20 protein-coding genes are annotated in these 19,190 nt (G+C 54.0%); 14 read left to right on the top strand and 6 right to left on the bottom strand.

Going from position 1 to position 19,190, the window contains the following annotated elements; translation table 11 throughout:
* The first annotated feature begins 186 nt into the window (after positions 1-186).
* Together TURPA_RS02140 and TURPA_RS24115 are read left to right on the top strand one after the other, a co-directional pair.
* Positions 187-933 carry a DUF4349 domain-containing protein gene (locus tag TURPA_RS02140; RefSeq protein WP_014801638.1) on the top strand — a complete coding sequence of 249 codons (747 nt, stop codon included), beginning with the start codon at positions 187-189 and terminating at the stop codon, positions 931-933.
* Positions 920-1,051: a hypothetical protein gene (locus TURPA_RS24115; protein WP_281054943.1), complete on the top strand. Its 132-nt coding sequence runs from the start codon at positions 920-922 to the stop codon at positions 1,049-1,051. Before TURPA_RS02140 ends, TURPA_RS24115 begins: the two co-directional genes overlap by 14 nt.
* A gap of 77 nt (positions 1,052-1,128) precedes the next feature.
* Here the strand turns inward: TURPA_RS24115 and cmoB are convergent, their stop codons facing one another.
* From cmoB to TURPA_RS02115, 5 genes are read right to left on the bottom strand one after another with little or no spacing between them, the layout of a single operon-like run.
* A complete protein-coding gene (gene cmoB, locus TURPA_RS02135) occupies positions 1,129-2,052 on the bottom strand; it encodes a tRNA 5-methoxyuridine(34)/uridine 5-oxyacetic acid(34) synthase CmoB (RefSeq protein WP_157210364.1) in 924 nt (307 codons plus the stop codon).
* A 29-nt stretch (positions 2,053-2,081) separates the two neighbouring features.
* The gene (gene cmoA / locus TURPA_RS02130) at positions 2,082-2,810 is read right to left on the bottom strand and encodes a carboxy-S-adenosyl-L-methionine synthase CmoA (protein ID WP_014801636.1); all 729 of its coding nucleotides are present in this window, start codon (positions 2,808-2,810) and stop codon (positions 2,082-2,084) included.
* 31 nt (positions 2,811-2,841) lie between these two features.
* Positions 2,842-4,512 carry an NADase-type glycan-binding domain-containing protein gene (locus TURPA_RS21270; RefSeq protein WP_014801635.1) on the bottom strand — a complete coding sequence of 557 codons (1,671 nt, stop codon included), beginning with the start codon at positions 4,510-4,512 and terminating at the stop codon, positions 2,842-2,844.
* 40 nt (positions 4,513-4,552) lie between these two features.
* Positions 4,553-5,107, bottom strand: a complete 555-nt coding sequence (gene lsa20, locus TURPA_RS02120; RefSeq protein ID WP_014801634.1) for an LIC11469 family lipoprotein adhesin Lsa20 — start codon at positions 5,105-5,107, stop codon at positions 4,553-4,555.
* Positions 5,104-6,639 carry a PP2C family protein-serine/threonine phosphatase gene (locus tag TURPA_RS02115; protein ID WP_014801633.1) on the bottom strand — a complete coding sequence of 512 codons (1,536 nt, stop codon included), beginning with the start codon at positions 6,637-6,639 and terminating at the stop codon, positions 5,104-5,106. Before TURPA_RS02115 ends, lsa20 begins: the two co-directional genes overlap by 4 nt.
* A 148-nt stretch (positions 6,640-6,787) precedes the next feature.
* On the opposite strand from TURPA_RS02115, the gene htpG reads away from it, so the two are divergent.
* From htpG to TURPA_RS24280, 4 genes are all read left to right on the top strand, one after another.
* Positions 6,788-8,710 (top strand): molecular chaperone HtpG, encoded by a 1,923-nt coding sequence (htpG, locus tag TURPA_RS02110; RefSeq protein WP_014801632.1) that lies wholly within the window; start codon positions 6,788-6,790, stop codon positions 8,708-8,710.
* A 44-nt stretch (positions 8,711-8,754) separates the two neighbouring features.
* Complete coding sequence (locus TURPA_RS21265) at positions 8,755-9,915, top strand: RsmB/NOP family class I SAM-dependent RNA methyltransferase (protein WP_014801631.1); 1,161 nt, start codon at positions 8,755-8,757, stop codon at positions 9,913-9,915.
* 30 nt (positions 9,916-9,945) lie between these two features.
* On the top strand, positions 9,946-10,170 hold the full coding sequence (locus TURPA_RS02100) for a hypothetical protein (RefSeq protein ID WP_014801630.1): 225 nt from the start codon (positions 9,946-9,948) through the stop codon (positions 10,168-10,170).
* A 67-nt stretch (positions 10,171-10,237) separates the two neighbouring features.
* Positions 10,238-10,486: an addiction module protein gene (locus TURPA_RS24280; RefSeq protein WP_014801629.1), complete on the top strand. Its 249-nt coding sequence runs from the start codon at positions 10,238-10,240 to the stop codon at positions 10,484-10,486.
* Between the two features lie 193 nt (positions 10,487-10,679).
* On the opposite strand, the gene TURPA_RS02090 is transcribed toward TURPA_RS24280, so the two are convergent.
* The gene (locus tag TURPA_RS02090; protein WP_014801628.1) at positions 10,680-11,474 is read right to left on the bottom strand and encodes an LOG family protein; all 795 of its coding nucleotides are present in this window, start codon (positions 11,472-11,474) and stop codon (positions 10,680-10,682) included.
* A gap of 205 nt (positions 11,475-11,679) precedes the next feature.
* Between TURPA_RS02090 and TURPA_RS02085 the strand changes: the two genes are divergently transcribed.
* The 8 genes from TURPA_RS02085 to TURPA_RS02045 all read left to right on the top strand — a co-directional run bounded on the left by TURPA_RS02085 (position 11,680) and on the right by TURPA_RS02045 (position 19,127).
* The gene (locus TURPA_RS02085; protein WP_169314390.1) at positions 11,680-12,216 is read left to right on the top strand and encodes a hypothetical protein; all 537 of its coding nucleotides are present in this window, start codon (positions 11,680-11,682) and stop codon (positions 12,214-12,216) included.
* 71 nt (positions 12,217-12,287) lie between these two features.
* Positions 12,288-13,136 carry a CheR family methyltransferase gene (locus TURPA_RS02080; RefSeq protein ID WP_014801626.1) on the top strand — a complete coding sequence of 283 codons (849 nt, stop codon included), beginning with the start codon at positions 12,288-12,290 and terminating at the stop codon, positions 13,134-13,136.
* Positions 13,133-13,654, top strand: coding sequence for a chemotaxis protein CheD (locus TURPA_RS02075; RefSeq protein ID WP_014801625.1), 522 nt, complete (start codon positions 13,133-13,135; stop codon positions 13,652-13,654). The genes TURPA_RS02080 and TURPA_RS02075 overlap by 4 nt, the downstream gene beginning before the upstream one ends.
* On the top strand, positions 13,651-14,253 hold the full coding sequence (locus TURPA_RS02070; RefSeq protein ID WP_014801624.1) for a CheB methylesterase domain-containing protein: 603 nt from the start codon (positions 13,651-13,653) through the stop codon (positions 14,251-14,253). Before TURPA_RS02075 ends, TURPA_RS02070 begins: the two co-directional genes overlap by 4 nt.
* A gap of 283 nt (positions 14,254-14,536) precedes the next feature.
* Complete coding sequence (locus tag TURPA_RS02060) at positions 14,537-15,205, top strand: outer membrane beta-barrel protein (RefSeq protein ID WP_014801623.1); 669 nt, start codon at positions 14,537-14,539, stop codon at positions 15,203-15,205.
* 105 nt (positions 15,206-15,310) lie between these two features.
* The gene (locus TURPA_RS21260; protein WP_014801622.1) at positions 15,311-17,512 is read left to right on the top strand and encodes an EAL domain-containing protein; all 2,202 of its coding nucleotides are present in this window, start codon (positions 15,311-15,313) and stop codon (positions 17,510-17,512) included.
* Between the two features lie 41 nt (positions 17,513-17,553).
* Positions 17,554-18,555, top strand: coding sequence for a TRAP transporter substrate-binding protein DctP (dctP, locus tag TURPA_RS02050; RefSeq protein WP_014801621.1), 1,002 nt, complete (start codon positions 17,554-17,556; stop codon positions 18,553-18,555).
* Positions 18,556-18,752: 197 nt separating this feature from the next.
* A complete protein-coding gene (locus tag TURPA_RS02045; RefSeq protein WP_053332262.1) occupies positions 18,753-19,127 on the top strand; it encodes an Mpo1-like protein in 375 nt (124 codons plus the stop codon).
* The last annotated feature ends 63 nt before the right edge of the window (positions 19,128-19,190 follow it).

Below are 19,190 nucleotides of genomic sequence, written 5' to 3'. Positions count from 1 at the left end.
TTCGAGCGCCTCAACGAGCGTGTGCCCTGAGGTGCTCGAAGGGAACACGCCCCTTCCATTTATATCCCTGAGCTTTTGACTCGCCACTGGCAGGCACGGGAGATTTAGCCAGTAGGCCAGAGGCAAAGATTTAGACAGGTTGTCAGTATTTTTTGAACTGAAAATCCTCACCGGCGTCAAAGAAATATGCTTCAGATGCGAAAACCATACCGCTGCTTCTTGCTGGTAGCGGGCATAACCTGCTTGCCGGTTCTCACGGCCTGTGGCAGCTCGAGCCGGTCAACGCGTGCTGAAATGCCCGCGGCCGAGGCCAAAGCCATAAATGACCGTGAGGGTGGCGACAGTGCCCCTACCGGCGGCCAGCTTGCGCAGGGTGCTCAGGCCGGTACTTTGATGATCTACAACGGTTCGTTTACGCTTGAAGCGGGCGAAGGCGATGCAAAGATCTTTGGCGGTCAGATTATCGACAAGACCAAGAGCCTTGGGGGCTATCTGTCGCAGCGCTCGTCAAACGCACTGACTGTGCGCGTGCCGGCAAAAGAATTTGGTGCCGCGAGCGATTTTATACGCTCGCTCGCCAAGGTGAAGTACGAGAACGTCACCGCGCAAGATATCACCATGCAATACAGCGACCTCAAAATTCGCCTCGACGTGCAGCAGAAGATGCTCGCGCGCTATCAAGAACTGTTGAAGAAGGCAGATTCGGTCAAAGACGCAGTCGAAGTTGAGCGCGAGCTCGGGCGCATTACCGAACGGGTCGAACAGCTGAAGGGGCAGATTCGTTACTATGACAATCAGGTTTCGTTTTCAACGATCAGCGTGAATTTTCAGGAGCCTTACACGGCCTTTACCAAAGAGAAAAAACCCGGGCCACTCGGTTGGGTCTTTTACGGCGCATACGTAGCAATAAAGTGGTTATTTGTGTGGGATTAAAGAATTTTCTGAATCTGACCGCGTGCTCAGAGTCATGATCGTTTCGGTCAGTATATTGATCGTCATGCCCGCGAACTCTTCGACCGGCTCAGTGGTGGCGCGGGCATCTGCCTTGTGAGTAATGTTGCTAGATTCCCGCGTTCGCGGGAATGACCGTTGGCTTTAATCATTGCGAAGTTTCATGCCGGGCTTCGGTCAAGACGCAAACACAGCCGACCGATGCAAAGGCGGATAACCCTCAATACTGGTTCCGTCGGCCGTGACAAAATCGGCGAGGGTCTTTTGCGGCGAGAACTCGCTGCGGCGTTGCTCGGCAGCCGTCATGCGCTCGGTGTGCTGGACCGTGACGTTTTGAAATCCTGCTGATTGCAATTGTCTTTGCAGAGCGCGGGGCGTGGGTATCGCATAGACGCCGCCGATGCCTGTGTATTTGCCTGCGGGAAAGATTTCAAAGTCGCCGTCAGCGTCGACAGTGACCGATTCACAAATCAACAGGCCACCGGGCTTCAGCGCCGACCGGCAGGTGTGCAGCAGGTTGAGCGGGTCGGCTTCGTGGTAGTTGACTCCCATCAAGAAAATGACATCGAAGGCTTTTTGAACTCCGGCCAGAGCCTGCCAGCCCAGAGGCAAAAAAGTCGCAGGCAGGTGCCGAGCGTGCGCCGCAAGCAGCTGGTATTGCAGCCAGTATTTCAGCGTCGGGTCGAAGCCGATAACATGCCGTGCGCCCTCGGCCGCGATACGAAACAGGTAATAACCGTTGTTGCAGCCCACATCGGCGACAACCTTGCCACTGAGGTTCGGTAAGTCAGGTGCAAGGCGATTCCATTTCGCATCAGATCGCCATTCGGCGTCGAGATCAAAATCGAACAAGCGAAACGGGCCCTTGCGCCAGGGTATCAGTTCGTGTGCCAGCGCACGGGCTTGCGCGGCGGATTCAGCTGTTGTATATGTGCCGTGAAATTCAACCCCACCTTCGTGAATCTTCATGCTTTCGGGCAGTGCCGATATTCTGCCGAGTCTATCGGTGAGGTCGGCAAACGGCGGCTCTCGCAGCCGCGCGATGGCGGCTTCGCTGTTTTGGAGCCAGCTTTCGCGTGTCGCGGTTGTCAGTTCAGGCAAGTCTGGTAATCGCGGCGCCTGAGGCAGTGTCATGGCTTAAGCGCAACAAATGAAGTGAAATTATAGCATTTAAAGAAAATGGAAACGGGGTTGAAGCCTGCTGCGCGCAGCATTTCGGTATTCTCGCTCATTCTGAAGGGTATCAGAACATTTTCGAGTGCGTCGCGTTTTTCTGCAATTTCGAGCTGGCTGTAACCATTGCGCGCCTTCATGGCGTGGTAAAGATCGGCATAGATGCGCGACATGTCGGCGGCGTCTTCAAGGCACTTTTCAGAAACGATAAGGCAGCCGCCGGGCTCGAGCGCGGCGAATATCTTGCGTAGCAAAGTCTGCCTCGCAAGGGGCTTTAAGAATTGAAAAGTGTAGTTTGAGACAAAAACCGAAGCCGGTTTAAAATCAACAGCCGTAATATCTGCTACGGAGAATTCTGCCTTCATGGCCTCTGGTTTATTTCGGGTGCAATGTATATTTGCCTTCGCGATCATGTCATCTGAACTGTCGATGCCGCAATATAGAAATTGCGTCCCGATGAATTGGTCTTCTAAATGAGGTAAAAGGGCACCTGTCGAGCAGCCGAGATCGTAAATTTGCGTACCGGGTTGATAAAAGGTTTTTGCCAGCTCGGCGCTCATGCGCAAGACCTCGCGGTAGAAGGGTATAGAGCGGGATACCATGTCATCGAACACCTGCACAACCTGCGCATTGAACTCGAAGGGCTTTTTACCAGAGCCGGGTTGTTTGAAGATTTCGTCTTTCATGCAAAAACGGGCGTGTCAGGCGCCCGCGCTCTCAACTGCCCTGCGCCAGTGGTCGTTCGAGTTTCAGCTGCAGGGTAGTGAACGGTATTTGCGCACCTGGAGATTTGTTCACGAGCACATATTCGCTGCCTTTCTTGATCAGCTTTGCGCTCTGTATGAACACCTTCTCGCCTTTGTTGCCCTTAACTTGCGCGCAATCTCTGCCGCAGCCGTTACAATCGTGGCCCATCTCAATGTATTCAGATGAGCTTACCTCGACGGCTTTCACAAAGCCGAAGAGTTTAATATCGATCTCATTGGCCACAGGCTTTTCTGCTTCAAAGTTGCCAATCGCGTAGAAAGAAGTGTTGGTGGTTTCGCTCTTGCCCACTTCATAGTCGTGCGACACGGTCTGTGCATTGCCTTCGAAATAGAGGCTGCCATCGCTGCGCAGGCGAAGCTTCCACGCGCTGCTGTGCGAGCTGTTGCCTGATTCGGCTGCGGGTTGCTGCAAGAAAGCATCGAAGGCCCAGCCGGTTTTGCCGGCGTAGGTGACTTTGACCCAATGGCCTACCTCATCGCCCACCTTGAGCTCGTCGCCCGTCTCGCCTTCGAACTTCACCCTGCCACCCTGCGGTGCCAGAATCAATACAGCGGCGGTAGTCGAAGCGCTCTCTCGAATACGCAGGCCGCCGCGGGCAGTTACGACTCTTGCGAGGCCGGGTTCAATCGTTTCGCCTTCTTCATCGGATACCAGACCCCGGTTTAAGATTTCTTCAAAACCTGCCGTGCGAAAGAGCTCGTGATTTTCTGTCGCAACTTCTTTGGCGAGTGGTGCAGGTTCAAACATGACTGCCTTGGTGCCGTTCAAGAAGCGAAGCTCGCTAATGACGACACCTTCGAGCTCTCCGCGGTAGATTTCTGCCATACGCAGGCGTAGATTTTTTCCTTTGAATGGTTTTGGTAATTGTACTGTTTGTGCATCCATTTCGTCGGCAACGGTCACTCGTTCGTTGTAGCCTCCATCGCCGTTGATTTCGAGAGTTTTGACCCGGCCATTGCGAATGCAGTGGAGCGGCGACCTCTGGTAGCCGTTCCAGATTTTGAGCGCGGTGATTTCGGTTTCGGTGCCGAAACTGAAATCGAGAAAGATGTCTTTTTCGCCGAGCGAAGACGCCCAGGCTGTTTCATAGCGGGAATCGAAAAGGTTGAGCGGGTGGTAGGCTTTCGACTTGCTGATTTTCGAAGTCTTCACTTCGCCAGCAATCGTCTCGGGAGTCTGAAATTTAATTTTTTTGCCCGATTGGTTCCAGAGCGTCAGGCCGCTCAGACACGAGTTTGAATTGCGGTTAAGGTTAAAGGTAATCGACCGGGCGTTTACCGGCGTGTCGAGGGTTATCCCCAGTTTGCTGTCGCCCTTCTTCTTTTTGAGGTTATAATTGTATTCGTCAAAGTTCACGAACATATGCACGTTGTCGTCGAACTTGTCGCAAGCGCGAATCTCGACTTCTTTGAGCTGAATGGGTTCGTCAAGGTACAGGTGAATCTTGACGTATTCGGCTCCCGGTTCAGCTGACCATTTCTTGCCGTTCAGGAAATCAAACACCGAGGCACCGGCGAGTGAGGTTGAAGTCGCCATTGAAATTGTCGAATTTTGGCTGCAGTTCGTCGCTAGTGCTGCGAGTAACAAAGCCACGATATAGGCATTCATTTTGTTTTTCATAGAATTCTCCCTGTTCAAACAAGTTTGCGCGGCCGCACAACTAGCCCTCGGGTTCGGGTGCGTCAACCAAATATCCTTCGCGTCCCTTCTTGTCGACGCCAACGATGTCGTGACTGATGTCGATAGTTGCGGCGCGATTTTCACGCGTGATGCGCAGCCGCACAACGCGGTACCAGATTTCGCCAGGTTTAATTTTGAACAAATGGTTCACGCAAAGGCATTTAAATTGGAAACCAAGCCCTGCATGCGCAGGTTCAAGATGGTGGGGAGCTGCAAAGAAATAGATCGGCCTGCCCGTGGTGTTTCGGGCCGCGAGTACGAAATTTTTCTCTTTGCCGGGTTGAATCGCAAATACACCACCTTTGATCTCTTCACCAACAGGTGTAGTTGTTGTGTCGCGGCCCGATCCGGTCTGCCAAAGCTCGGCTTTCTTGCCTGGGCGAATTTCGTGTATCGTCAGCTCTGTGGGAAAATTCTGGTATTTCCAGCTGATGGTTACGCGCGTGTCACCGCTAGTCAGCGACATTTCTGCGGGTTTTACGCGGTCGCACGCTGCGAACAACATGGCCAGCAGGGCGAGTCGCAGCGCGTTCATAAAATCTTCATCACGACCATGGTCATGTCGTCGTGCTGCTCGGCCCCTGAAGCAAATTCATCGAGATCGCGCACGAAGTTCTCGATGATTTCTTTTGGGTTGAGGTCGGCGTATTCAATGAGTTTCTCGCGCACACGCCTTAGGCCATATTCTTCTTTTGCCTGGTTCCAGCATTCGGTGATGCCGTCAGTGTAGAGCATAACGATGTCACCGCTACCCAGTTGCAGTTTTGCGAGCTTGTAGACATTTTCTTCTTCGATGCCCATCGGCAGCCCTTCAATCTTTGAGGCGGTGCAGAGCTTGCGGTCTGCGCGGTAGACGAAGAGGGGGCCGTGTCCGCCATTGCTGAATTCAATCGTTTTCGTTGCCGGGTCAAAAACAAAGAAGATAATCGTGGCGAACTTGTCGATGTGCGCTTCGCCGCACATGACGCGGTTAATCGTACGAATTATTGTGTCGCCACGAATCGTGTTGAACAGCTTCAGGTAAGTTGAAACGACGGTCTTGATGAGTACCATGACCAGCGACGCAGAGATGGATTTACCGCTCACATCAGAGATGAGCACCGCGATGCGCCCATCGCCCATCAGCTGAAAGTCGTAATAGTCCCCACCGACGCCTTTGGCAGCACGCGTAAAACCTTTAATCTGGTATTCGGGCTTTTTTAAGAAGCGAGAGGGATTCATGCCCTCTTGAATTTCTTGCGCCTGCTTTACCTGGTCGTTAAAGATCGCCTGTTCTTTCGCTTCTTCACCCGCGCGCTTGAGCGATGCCGTCATCGCGTTGAATTGTTTTGCGAGCGCGCCAAGTTCGTCGCTGCCGAGCGGGGGCAGGGTCACGTCAAAATTGCCTCGCCCCACCTCTTGTGCGCCGTTCGACAGAATTTTGACGGGCTTCACCACAAACCGTGACAACAAATAGGCCGCAGCAAATGCTAAAATAAAAAAAACAGATGCCACGATCGCCAGTTCAATCATGCTGTTGCGAATCGAACGGTTTATATACTCATCGGTGACGGCTACCTGTGCCACCGCCAGCAGCGGCGGGTTAACTTTGACAAACGGATGAAATACGGCCTTGTGAAAATATTGAATTTTGACGCCGCTGTCGCCGAGAAATATTTTCGTCGTGGGGGTGACGACTTTTGAGGTCGAAGCGACCGCAGCGTCCCATTCGGCACGCACGGTTTCGAGTGCATCGCGCTCGACGTCTTTTTGCCTTTCCGTCAGCTCTTTGCCGATGCGGTTAATCAGCGGCGTCTTGGTTTTCGGCAGGTAAACCGCGCCGACGGTAAAGCCGGGCAGCCCCTGCGCATTTTGCAGCGAGTCGGCGAGCGCGAGATCGTCGCGGTCAAGAATCGCGCGCGAGGCGATAAAGGCCAGGCTGGCCAGTTCTTTGCGCGCCGTGGCCGCGGCGGTTTCAGTGAGCACGCTCTTTTTCTCGCGCGCCACGTAAATGCCGAGCGATGCGATAACAGCCATGACAAGCGCAACAATCAGCGCGGTGAGCTTGAACTGCAGGCCAAAACGCATCGAAGATGCAATTTGCCGTAGAATTGACACGCTATGTCAAACACTAGTTCAGGAAGATAGGGGTTGTCTAAAAAGTCGTGAACCGCGCTGGAAAGGCGCGGCGACTTTTTAGACAACCCTACCCCCAAATCACTATGAGGTTTCTACTATGAGTACAACACAGACATTTGAATTTCAGGCCGAAACCCGGCAACTGATGGATCTCATGATCCATTCGATCTACTCACAGAAAGAGATTTTCTTGCGTGAGCTGATCTCGAACGCTTCAGATGCGATTGATAAACGTAAGTTTCTGGGGCTCACCGACAAATCGATAACACAAGAAGAAAACAACTATATCCGCATTGAGATCGATAAGGCGGCGCGCAGGCTCACGATTTCAGATACCGGCATCGGCATGAGCCGTGAAGAGGTTGTCACCCATATCGGCACGATCGCCAAATCGGGAACGAAAGAAATTCTCGAGCAGGCTAAGACGACGCAAAACCCTGTCGACCTGATAGGCCAGTTCGGTGTCGGCTTCTATTCGGCGTTTATGGTCGCCGACAAGATTACCCTCGTCACGCGTCGTGCAGGCAGTGACTCTGCGGTGCGCTGGGTCTCGACCGGTGCAGGCACGTATACAATCGACGACGACCAGCGCCTCACCGCTGGCACGACTATCACACTCGATCTCAAAACGGCCGACAAAGAAAACGGCCTGCCCGACTTCTGCGACGAATTTGAAATTGAACAGGTGGTGAAGAAATACTCTGACTTCATTGCATACCCGATTCTCATGAAGAAAGAGGTGCATAAGACCGTCGGTGAAGGTAAAGATGCCAAAACGGAGACGACCATTGAAGAGGTGACGCTCAACTCGATGAAGCCGATCTGGACGCGCAGCAAGAATGACGTCAAAGATGAGGAGTACAACGAATTCTACAAGCACCTCTCTCATGACTGGGAAGACCCGCTCAAGGTGATCAACTACCGGGCCGAAGGGCGCATCGAATACCAGGCGCTGCTCTATTTGCCGAAGCGCGCACCTTTTGATCTCTACTACACCAGCTTTAAAGGTGGCCTGCAGCTTTATGTAAAGAAGGTTCTGATTCTTGAGCGGGCCGAAGAGCTGCTGCCGCGTTACCTGCGCTTTGTGCGTGGGGTTGTCGAAAGCGCCGATCTGCCGCTCAATATCTCGCGCGAAATTCTGCAGCAAGACCGGCACATTACGGCGATCAAAAAGGGCCTCACGACCAAGATTATTTCTACGCTGACAGACCTCTTGGAGAAAGAGCGTGATAAATACGCCGATTTCTACCGCGAATTCGGGGCAGCGATGAAAGAAGGCGCTTCAACCGACTTTGAACATAAAGAAAAACTTTCGGGTCTGTTACTGTTCGCCTCTTCAAACGACCCTGAAAAAACGACGACGCTGAAAGAATATATCGGGCGCATGAAGGCCGAACAAAAAGATATCTATTACCTTTCGGGTGAATCTCGCCTCACGCTCGAAAATTCGCCGCATACCGAGTCATTGCGCGCGAAAGGCTACGAAATTCTGTACCTCATAGACGCGTACGACGAAATCGTGCTGCAGAACATCGGCGAATTTGAAGGCAAAAAATTCAAATCGGCGAGCAAGGGTGAGCTTGATCTCGCTGACGATAAGCAAAAAGAAGAAGCGACCGAGAAAGTCAAAGAAGCTGAAAAGGCCATGGGGGCGCTGTTAGGCGCGCTGAAAGAGCAACTGAAAGACGTCGCGAAAGAGGTAAAGTTTACCTCGGTGCTCGTGTCAGCCCCTTCGCGCGTTGTAGCTGACGAGTTTGACGTCTCCCCTTACCTCGAGAAAATTCTGAGCCGCAATGGTGAAAAGGTACCGCCACGGCTGAAAACGCTCGAGCTGAACCCGGCGCATGAGCTCGTCACGAAGCTATACGCGCGTTACGATAAAAATCCCAATGACCCGGTGATTGCTGATTACGCGCAGCTTTTGTGGGGGCACGCGGTGATCGCCGATGGCGGCGAGCTCAAAGACGTCGCGCGATTTAATAAAGCATTGCTTTCGGTCGCAACCGGGGCATTGCAATAAAAAAGGGAAAGGCTCCCGTAGATGCAAAATCGGCCTCGCCTGCAGTGGGCGAGGCGATTTCGCGCGGCCGCAACGAACACCTTAACCGACTGTGGAAATCTTACACTGACTACCCCACGGCGCGCCAGGCAGACAAGTGGCTCGCCGGGTATTTTCGCGAGCACAAGAGCTATGGCAAGCGCGACCGCGCATGGTACAGCGAAGCTTTCTTTACGCGACTGCGCACTGTCATCGCGCGGCTGCCCTTAGAGCAGACCAGTGATGCCGCAAGCGTTTGGGTCGCGCTGAAAAATCATGCGGCTGGCGCCACAGCACCTGCGAATGTGATTCACGCGGCAGCGCTGCCTCAAAGCTGGCAAACCTGGCTCGAACACAGCTCTCTACCGAGCGACTCAATACCGGCGTTCTTAAGAAATCTCGAATCAAAACCGCCGCTGTACCTGCGCGCGAACTTCACCGATAAGGTGGGGCAGATCGAAACCGAACTCAGGGCAGCCGGCTTCGAGGTGACGACTACCCGCCGCGATTCGGGTCTGATTACTTTTACCGTGAAAGGTACAACTCCCATTTACGATTTGCAGGCGCTGAAAAAAGGCTACATCGAAATTCAAGACCTGGCCTCGCAGCTTTTGGGCGAGGCCGTCGATGCACACCCCGGCATGTCGGTGTGGGATGTCTGCGCCGGCGGTGGCGGCAAGACGCTGCAGATAGCGTCGCAGATGCAGAACCGCGGCGTACTCTACGCTTCAGACATACGCGACTATAAACTCGATGAGCTTAAGTTGCGCACGCGCCGAGGTGGATTTCATAACGTGAGAAGATTCATTTATGATGCAGAGAAATCGCCCACGCTGACACGCGAGATCACCAACAGTGGCGGCTTTCACCGAATTCTCGTCGATGCGCCTTGCTCGTCTTCTGGCACGCTGCGCCGCAACCCCGATGTGCGCTTTCGCATACAGAATGACGACCCCGAAAAATTTGCCGCGCTGCAGCTGAAGATTCTTTCATCGGTCGAACCCTACCTGCGCGCGCAGGGCAGACTGGTCTATTCAACCTGCAGCGTGTTTCGCATTGAGAACGAAGGCGTCGTGGCAAAGTTTATTGCCGCGCACCCGCAGTATAGGGTAGTCGATTCGAAGCTCGTCGGCTCGCCAGAGCTTGATTCAGATACGATGTTTTATTGTATACTGGCAAAGGCTTGACGACCGTCAGGGCGCAAGACGTAGTGCGCCGTGCTCACAGTCGTCGCAGGGTTCGCGCCATTCTGTCAGTTGGCCCACGCCTTCTGGCTCATCGCCGGCTTTCTTTATGTCATGCTGGCCGCGATTGTTGTCGCTCTTGGGTTCTTATTCGACCTCGTTAGTTGGTTCAGTCTCGGTCTCTATGAATTCTATCTGCCTGTTTTCATGAATGCCTGGCACTTTTTCGCAGCAGCATTGAACTTTCAATGCGGGTGAGCGCAAACTGTCGAGCTCAAGCCGAAAAATACTTGCCTCCCGGTATTTCGACCCGTAAACTGTACGCATGGTCCCCGGGACTCTGGAAAAAATACTCCACGAAACCGAGTCGTTAAGTGCTGAAGACAAGACACGTCTGGCCGACCAATTATATTCTCAGGTTGGCATTTCCAGAGAAATCGAAAATGAATGGCGCTTCGAGTTAGACCGCCGCAGTGCACTTTCGACTTCAGGGAAAATGGGCTCGATCACGCTCGCAGAGTTCAGGGCCAAATACGGTGAAAGAATTAATCGTCACTCAGAGCGCCCAATTTGAAATAGAACAAGCCATCGCTTGGTACGACGCCATTCAGCCCGACTTGGGTGACAATCTGTTGTACCAGATCGACATTGGGCTTAGGCATATTGCAGAGAGACCTGCCGCGTGGTCTTTATTTGCGGTGAAATACCGACATTGCTGGTCAGCGCCAGATTAAGAATCGCTTTCGCGGGAGTTTTTCCGGAGCCTGCTAAAGATATATCTCGGTTAGGCTCTTGGTCAAGAAGCGAAAAGCCTCTTCTGGGTCGTCAGAGAAATGGATAAAGTCTATATCCTCATACTTGATCATGCGCCACTTTGCCATGGCTTCAATGTTCAGAACTTTTTCCCAATATTCTTTACCGAAGAGCACGATGGGCAGGCGCTTCTGTACCTTGCGAGTCTGCACTAGAGTCAGCACTTCGAAAAGTTCGTCGAGCGTGCCATAACCGCCGGGAAAGGCGACCAGCGCTTTCGCCATGTTCATCAGCCAGAACTTTCTCATAAAGAAGTAATGAAATTCGAAGTTGAGTGTCTGCGTGATGTAAGGGTTCGGCTCCTGTTCGAAAGGCAGCGAGATATTCATACCGACTGAGAGCCCGCGCGCGTGCGCTGCGCCTCGGTTGGCTGCTTCCATAATACCGGGGCCGCCGCCCGAGCAGATGAGAAAACGGCGCGCATCGGCGGGCAGCGCCTTCGACCACTGCGTCAGTCGGTATGCCAGGCGCACCGCGTCTTTGTAATACCTGAGCCGCAGATTGAAATGCTGCTCTTCTTCGGCATTCCATTCGCCCGCTGCCTGCAACTTTTCGCGCTCGGCCTTCGCCTGGTGCGGCGCGGGCAAACGCGCTGAGCCAAAGAAGACGATGGTATCCTTGACGCGCAACTTCTCAAAATGAGTGAGTGGCATCAGGTACTCTGTGAGAATGCGAACCTGCCGCGCCTCGAACGACGTCATGAACTCAGGGTCTTCGTATGCTTTAAAGAGCGCGCGCTTTTTGGTCATCGTTCTAATTGTCGGCAGCTTTGGTGTGATGCTACATGCCGGTTCGCGCAGAGATGGCCTCCCCTTCGACCCGGCTCAGGGCAGGCCTGCCAGCGCGAACCATGATGCATCCGCCAGCCAAGGAGGGCGAGGGTCGCGAGAGCTATGGAGGGCGGCAGCGACCTTGTACGCCGGATCGCACGCAGATGCCATCCTTGGCAGTGCGATGCCCGGTACCTCCTTGTACGCCGGAACCAGGCCACCCACTACGGGTGAGAGGTGGCGGCCGCTGAAGGGCGATATCGACGTGCTGCTGCTGCGCAACCAGCCCAACCATGTCATCGAAGGCATCGGCGCTGCGGGCATGCTTCTGGGCGAAACCGAGGTGGAGCTCAGAGCGAAATACGGCGAACCCGCATACCGCGACCTGGCGAGCCCCGAAACGCTGGTCTATACGCAAGAGACATTCAATGGCTCATTCGTGCTGCGCAACGGACGCATTACCGAAATTCGGCTCGAGGTCGAAAAACACAAGTCACCCTCGTTGAACTTTTTCACTCCCCATGGGCTGCATGAGACAGACCTGAAGGGCAAGACAGCTGCAGAAGCTTATGCCTACCTCTCGCGGTTCTACAAAACCCGCAGATTGAGGCAGGTCGGCGAAACCGTCGATGTTTATGGCCGGGGAATAAGGTTCATTTTCCGTGGCCGCGCGATTATTCGCGTCGAAGTTTACGCGGCGGCAGAATACGGTAAAGATTGAGGCGCAGGCGCGCAACGCGGGTATCTTCACCTTGTCGCTCTGACGCCAAACGAAAAACTCTCGTCAGGTCGATGCTGACACCCTTGACACAACCCCTGATACCGCTGACCGACGCCGAATTTGCGCTCTTTCAGAAGCTCATCTATGAGTGGGCGGGCATTCACATGGGTCACACCAAACAGGCGTTGGTGACCGGTCGCCTCATGAAACGGGTGCGGCACTACGGCTTCAACAGTTTTTCTGAATACCTGAAGCTCGTGCGCGACGAGGCCCATGCTGACGAAAAGCAGGTGATGATCAATCTGCTGACGACCAACGAGACGTATTTTTTTCGCGAGCCCAAACACTTCGCGTGGCTCAAACGAAAGCTTGCCAGCCACCCGCAGGGTGAAACGTTTCGCCTTTGGAGCGCAGCCTGCTCATCGGGGCAAGAGGTCTATTCGCTTGCGATGGTGCTCGCCGACACGTTGGGCGCGCGCCCATGGCAGATTGTCGGCTCTGACATCAGCGAAAAAATACTCGAAATTGCCATGCGCGCCATATACCCCATAGAGCAGGCTGCCCAGATCAGCCCCGAATACCTTAAGAGATTCTGCCTCAAGGGTGTGCGCGAAGCTGAAGGCACGTTCTGCATTCAAGGCGACCTGCTGAAAAATATCCGGTTTCTGCAGATTAACCTGATTGCAGCATTACCACCCAGCCTCGGTGAGTTCGATGCCATTTTCTTACGCAATGTCATGATCTATTTTGACCGCGAGACACGGCAAAAGGTCTCTGAAAATCTGGCGCGTTATCTAAAGCCGGGGGGCCACCTCGTGATTGGCCACGCCGAAAGTCTGCACGGCATCAGCGCGCGGCTGAAAGCGGTTGAGCCGACAATTTACACCGTCAGCGACAAAGGTGATGGCACCGGCCGATGAATTCGATGAAACCTTCTGTGCAAGAAATCTACCTACAGCCCGGCGAATATTTCTGGGGTGGCGAAAACAACCGGGTGAAGACGCTGCTCGGTTCATGCGTGGCGATCTGTATCTGGCACCCCAGATTCAAAATCGGTGGCATGAGCCATTGCCTGTTGCCCTCAAGAGGTTCTCAGGGCGGTGAGCAACCTCAGGCCGAACTCAGCGGCAAGTATGTCGACGAATGCCTCGAGATTTTCTTTCGTGAAATGGTGCGCGCCGGTACGCGCAAGCAAGACTATGTCGTGAAAGTTTTCGGTGGCGGTAACATGTTCGAGCTCAAAGACCCATCGGGTGCCACAGTCGGCGAGCGCAACATCGAGATGCTGAAGGTTGTGCTGGCCCGTGAAGGCATTTCGATTGCGGCGCAGCACCTCGGCGGCAAAGGCCATCGTAATGTAATTTTTCAACTGTGGAACGGTGACTGCTGGGTGAAACACGCAGACTTACTCTTGCCCACAGGGCATGAAGAAACATGAACGCGCTATACCATCACGCATCGAAGTTGGTTGCTATAGGCGCTTCGGCCGGCGGGCCGCACGCAATTGAAACGGTGCTGGGTGAACTTGGCGCCGACATGCCGCCGATTCTCATCACGCAGCACATGCCCGAAGTCTTTACGCGCGCATTCGCGCGCCGGCTCGACGAAATTATGGCGCTCACCGTTGTTGAGGCCGATGCGACCGAAAAGCTGAAGTCGGGCACAGTCTACATCGCACCCGGCGACCGCCACCTCATCGTCAGGCGCCAGGGCCTCGAACTATTCGCGACCACCGATGCGGGCCCGCCGGTTAATCGCCACCGGCCTTCTGTCGACGTGCTTTTCGAGTCAGTCGTCAGCGCCGCACCGGCATCGGCCATGGGAATCATTCTCACCGGCATGGGAAACGATGGGGCACGCGGGCTGGCAGCAATGCGCCATGCAGGATTTCTCACGATCGCGCAAGATGAAGCGACTTCGGTTGTCTGGGGCATGCCGCGAGAGGCGGTCAAACTCGAAGCGGTCGACGGCTCGCACATATTGCCGCTCTCAAAAATCGGCCCCGCTATAAAGAATTTTGTGAAGTTACCTATTTAGGGCTGCGCCTGCCTAAAAAGTCGCCGCTCCGGCGAAAACGCTGCATTTGCCTGCGGCAAATACACGCGAAACGGCCTAATCAGGCCGGTTTCCGCCTGTGCGCCGCGCCTGTGCAGCGCGGTTCGCGACTTTTTGACAGTCCCGAAAAATCCGGCGCAGGGTTCTGCGCCGGATTTTTTCGGTTTACATCGGCGGCGCGACATTTATCGTAATTTTATCGACCTCAAATTCGGGGTCAAACGTCTAATGAATTGACCGGCTCGTGTCGGCCAAAAGGAGAATTATGAAGAACAAACTGCATTCTATTATGCTGGCAGCTGCGGTAATCAGCGCTGCACCACTTTTCGCCCAGGGCGGCGGGCTCGAAATTAAGGGCGGCGTCGGCTCAGTCAAGGCAGCCAACGATAAGGCGGGTTTTGACGCCGGCATCGCATACGCCTACAAAATCGAGCGCTTCTTTGCGTTCGTGCCAGAAATCAACTTCAACTGGATCAACTTTGACCAGTGTACTAATTCGCCATGCCGAACGCAAACCGTCGGTGGCCTTACGTCGACACTGACAACAACCCGCAACCACTATACCCTGCCGTTGATGCTCAATCTGCGCTTCATAGTGCCCATGGGTACCGAAGATACCCCGGCCGTACAGCCATACGTAACGCTTGGTGCGGGCTATGCATGGTCTTTCTTTGAGGCAAAAACGCCTGCGTACACTGACTCAGTAACCAGCACACCAGTGCCAGCTTCAACTGTCAGCGATTCGGCAGCTGGTTTTATGTATCAAGGCATGGTAGGCCTTGCGTTTAACCTCGGCATGCTCACCGAAGGTTCTGCGTCCACAACCAACATTCTGCTCGAAGGTGGCTACCGCGGTGGCGAAGTTGAAAAAAGCGGATTCAAGTTCGACATGAGTGGCTACGTGCTGCGTGTCGGCGCTGCTTTCAATTTCTAAGCAACCTTTACAGCAAACACAAAAAAACGGGCGTCAGCCCGTTTTTTTATGCCTTCAGCGCAATGCACTTTACAGTATAAGAAAGCAGTAGTGGCTTGAATCCGCATGCGTACTGTTGCCTCCCTGTTGCTGCCGCTTGCGTTTGTCTTTCTGCCCGGTTGTAGCCAGCGCGCACTCGCCGCGCCCGAGAGTGCGCTGCCCATTATTTATGGCGCCGACGAGGCCTTTCGCCCTTACGAATGGTTTAGCGAAGACGGGCGGCTCGACGGTTTTCAGATCGAGCTCGTGCGCGAAATCGGCGCGGTCATGGGCCGCCGTGTCACCTTCGTTTCAGGCCCGTGGAGCACAATTCGCGGCCGGCTGATCGAAGGCAGCGTCGATGTCGTGAGCATGTTCGACCAGCCGGTGCGGCGAGAATACGCTGACTTTGGCGATCCGCATTCTGTTCTCGCTTCTGAAATATTTATTCGGGTTGGGTCGAAACCAATTCATTCGCTCGAAGAACTCAATGGCAAAGAAGTCATTCAGCAGGCAGGCGCGCTTTCTACAGAATACCTGCGCACGCAGGGCATCAAATATACTTCGATTCAGGTGCGTGACCAGTTTGAGGCAATGCGGCTTCTGGCGTCGGGTAAACACGACTGCGTCATCACGACCCAGGTGGGCGGACGCTATGCTTTGCAGAAACTGAAATTGCAAAACATCACAACCTCGGGCAAGCCGATTCTGGCATCGAATGTCGCGTTTGCAGTAAAAAAAGGGAATACCGAGATATTGAATTTGTTGAACGAAGGCCTTGCGAAACTCAAGGCCAATGGCACGTACGAAATTATTTACCAGCGCTGGCTTGGCGAAGGTAACCGCATTCAGCTCGGTGAAATGCGGCAGATGCAGCGTGTGCTGCTCTTGAGTCTGGGTGTTCTGGCGTTGCTCATTATCGGAGCGCTCGTTTGGGTCAAGATGCTGCGCCGCGCCGTGGCGGCAAAGACGTTCGAGCTGCAATATCTTGCCGAACACGATTCACTGACCGGCATATACAACCGGCATTACATCACTGTGGCGATCAGAGAGGCGATTCAAGAATTTCATGCGCACCCGACGCAGCGTGCCTTTGGTATTCTTTTCATCGACCTCGACCGGTTCAAACTTGTGAATGACAGCCTCGGCCACCATATCGGCGATCTTGTCATTAAGGCGGTCGCGTTCGAACTGCTCGCTTCAGTCGACAACCGCTGCCTGGTCGCACGCTGGGGTGGTGACGAATTTGTCGTGCTGGTGAAGTCGGTGCCCGACAATGCGGCGCTGCTCAAAGTTGCGCACAAGATCGCCGACAAACTCAAGACTCCATATACCCTCAGCGGCAAAGACATCTTTATCGGGGCGAGCGTCGGCGCCGTGATGGCTTCGCTAAGGTACCAGTCGGCAGACCAGATGCTGCGCGACGCCGATAACGCGATGTACCGCGCCAAAGCCGACAAGCGCACTTCGGTGCGCGTTTTCGAGCAGCAGATGCACGAACTCGCCGCGCGCAACCTGCGCCTCAGTTCAGATTTTCAGAAGGCAATCGCGCGCACTGAGCTCGTGAACTTTTACCAGCCGATTTATCATTTGAAATCAGGCCAGCTTGTCGGCTTCGAGGCGCTTGTCAGATGGCAACACCCTGAACTTGGTCTCTTGGCGCCGGGGTCGTTTCTGCCGATTCTCGAGAAGACCGAGGCGATGCGGCTTCTGGGCGAAGCAGTCATGCGCGAAGCTGCTGCGACCGCGAAGCGCTGGCATGAAAACCACACGAGCGAATTCTATGTGAGTATCAACGTCTCAGACGAACAGTTCGCTTTCGGCAATCTGGCTGAGATGTTGAGGTCGCTGCTTGAAGAATTTAATCTGCCCGCGCATTTTTTGCGCATCGAGATTACCGAGACCGTTCTCATGGCCGATATTTTCGGCGGCATGTCGCAGCTCGACGAACTCAAGCGGCTCGGCATTCGCATTCTGATCGACGATTTTGGTACCGGGTTTTCGTCGCTCAGCCATCTCGCGACGATACCCGCCGAAACCATCAAGATCGACCGCTCGTTTGTGCATTCGCTGGCGGCGAACACCAAAAACTATGAAATCGTGCGCACGATACTATCGCTCAGCAGCAATCTGCATCTGGGCGCAGTCGCCGAAGGCATCGAGACGATCGAAGAGCGCGAGCTTCTCAGCAGTCTTGGCTGTGAATTTGGCCAGGGCTATCTTTTTGCTGCGCCAATGCCCGCAGCCGACGCCGAAATTCTTCTGGGCATGAACCGATTATCGGGATAAAAATGGCTCGACGGCTGCGATTCTGCCCGCGCAGTACGCCTATGTCGCTTCGAAAAATAAGGATTTCTCAAGTTCTGTTTCTTTTTCTGCTTAGCTCAGGCAGCGCGCTTTTTGCTGAGGTTACGCTGAAATATGCGACCCTTGCCCCAGAAAACACCGTCTGGGCCCGCACGATCAAAAAATGCGTCGATGAAATTGATGCGAAGACGCAGGGGCAGGTGAAAATTCGCGTGTTCTACGGCGGCATCGCGGGCGACGAACCGTCGGTAATGCGCAAGCTCAAGACCGGCACAATCGACATCGCGTCTTTTACGGGCCAGACGCTCGGTACGGTCGTCACAGAATCGCGCATCTTTGAGCTCCCCTTCTTTTTTGAGAACAGCCGGCAGGTCGACGCAGTCATTGCGAAAATTTACCCTGAGCTATCGAAAAAATTTCTCGCGCAGGGCCTCGTGCTTTCAGGTTGGGGCGAAAACGGCTTCGTTTATCTGATGAGCAAGAACAAGCCGATCACGCGCTATGAAGACATGCAAGGTGTGAAAATCTGGGCGCCGAAAGGCGATCCGCTCGTGAAGGCGATGCTCGCCGAATATGGTCTTGTGCCGGTCTACCTCGGTTTCGAAGCGGTGCTACCGCAGCTCAAGACCGGCGGTATCGATGCCTTTTACGCGCCGCCTTACGGTGCAATCGGCCTGCAATGGTTTCGGGAAGCAAAGTACCTGACGAATAGCCGCCTCGCGAATGCGGCCGGCGCAACGCTGCTGGCAAAATCGGCTTATGATAAATTGACTGACGATCAAAAGAAGATCGTGCACTCGACGCTCGAAAAATACGCGCATGAGCTAACGCTTGAGCTGCGCAAAGAGAACGACAAAGCCTATCAGGTGCTCTTAAGCAAAGGCATACAGAAGGTCGAGCCGAGCGCAGAAGAACTTGCACGGCTGAAAGCCACGGCACTCAAGGTACAAGATAAGCTCGTCGGCCAGCTCTACTCGAAAGAATTGCTGCAGGCGGCGCGTAAGGCCCGCGACGGAGTCAAATAATGGCGACAAAGAAAAAAAAGACTGCACGCAAGGCGGCTGTCAAAAAGTCGAAAGCTAAACCTAAGGCAAAAAGCAAACCGAAGGCCCGCGCGAAAGCAAAGCCAGCGAAAAAAAGCTCTGGCAAAAAGCGCGCTACCACCAAGCGCCGCAATAGCCAAAAAGCGAGCACCAGCCGCGTCGCACGAACCTCGCTGCGAATTCCCGAGCCGCCACCGACACAATACCGCTACGCATGGGAGCGCGATAACTATGAAACCCTGAAGTCTTTCTGGCCTTTCTATCTGCACGAACATTCACGGCGCAGTAACCGGTTGCTGCACTTCGTCGGTTCAACTCTGGCGCTGCTGTTGGCTGCAGTAGGTATCGGTACCGGTACGTATATACTTATGTTGTTTGCACTCATCAGTGGCTATGCATTCGCCTGGTTCGGCCATTTCTTTATCGAAAAGAACCGGCCTGCGACATTCAAATATCCGCTGAAATCTTTTATTTCAGACTGGCGCATGTGGTATGCAATGCTTACCGGCAATATCGACCGCGAGCTGAAAAAGTTCGGCATCGTCTCGCGTTAGAACCCCGGCCAGATACCGCATAAGCGGTTTTTTGCCGCATTTGGCATGCCCTTTGCTGCGCAA

This window comes from Turneriella parva DSM 21527 (assembly GCF_000266885.1).
Lineage (GTDB): Bacteria > Spirochaetota > Leptospiria > Turneriellales > Turneriellaceae > Turneriella > Turneriella parva.
The sequence above is the reverse complement of the archived record's forward strand: the minus strand, read 5'-3'. Positions and strand labels throughout refer to the sequence as shown.

Excerpts from the sequence above, each read along its gene's own strand:
- TURPA_RS02140 (WP_014801638.1), top strand. The coding sequence starts at position 187 with ATGCTTCAGATGCGAAAACCATACCGCTGCTTCTTGCTGGTAGCGGGC.
- cmoA (WP_014801636.1), bottom strand. The coding sequence starts at position 2,810 with ATGAAAGACGAAATCTTCAAACAACCCGGCTCTGGTAAAAAGCCCTTC.
- TURPA_RS21270 (WP_014801635.1), bottom strand. The coding sequence starts at position 4,512 with ATGAAAAACAAAATGAATGCCTATATCGTGGCTTTGTTACTCGCAGCA.
- lsa20 (WP_014801634.1), bottom strand. The coding sequence starts at position 5,107 with ATGAACGCGCTGCGACTCGCCCTGCTGGCCATGTTGTTCGCAGCGTGC.
- TURPA_RS02115 (WP_014801633.1), bottom strand. The coding sequence starts at position 6,639 with ATGCGTTTTGGCCTGCAGTTCAAGCTCACCGCGCTGATTGTTGCGCTT.
- htpG (WP_014801632.1), top strand. The coding sequence starts at position 6,788 with ATGAGTACAACACAGACATTTGAATTTCAGGCCGAAACCCGGCAACTG.
- TURPA_RS24280 (WP_014801629.1), top strand. The coding sequence starts at position 10,238 with ATGGTCCCCGGGACTCTGGAAAAAATACTCCACGAAACCGAGTCGTTA.
- TURPA_RS02090 (WP_014801628.1), bottom strand. The coding sequence starts at position 11,474 with ATGACCAAAAAGCGCGCGCTCTTTAAAGCATACGAAGACCCTGAGTTC.
- TURPA_RS02085 (WP_169314390.1), top strand. The coding sequence starts at position 11,680 with ATGCCCGGTACCTCCTTGTACGCCGGAACCAGGCCACCCACTACGGGT.
- TURPA_RS02080 (WP_014801626.1), top strand. The coding sequence starts at position 12,288 with ATGCTGACACCCTTGACACAACCCCTGATACCGCTGACCGACGCCGAA.
- TURPA_RS02075 (WP_014801625.1), top strand. The coding sequence starts at position 13,133 with ATGAATTCGATGAAACCTTCTGTGCAAGAAATCTACCTACAGCCCGGC.
- TURPA_RS02070 (WP_014801624.1), top strand. The coding sequence starts at position 13,651 with ATGAACGCGCTATACCATCACGCATCGAAGTTGGTTGCTATAGGCGCT.
- TURPA_RS02060 (WP_014801623.1), top strand. The coding sequence starts at position 14,537 with ATGAAGAACAAACTGCATTCTATTATGCTGGCAGCTGCGGTAATCAGC.
- TURPA_RS21260 (WP_014801622.1), top strand. The coding sequence starts at position 15,311 with ATGCGTACTGTTGCCTCCCTGTTGCTGCCGCTTGCGTTTGTCTTTCTG.
- dctP (WP_014801621.1), top strand. The coding sequence starts at position 17,554 with ATGTCGCTTCGAAAAATAAGGATTTCTCAAGTTCTGTTTCTTTTTCTG.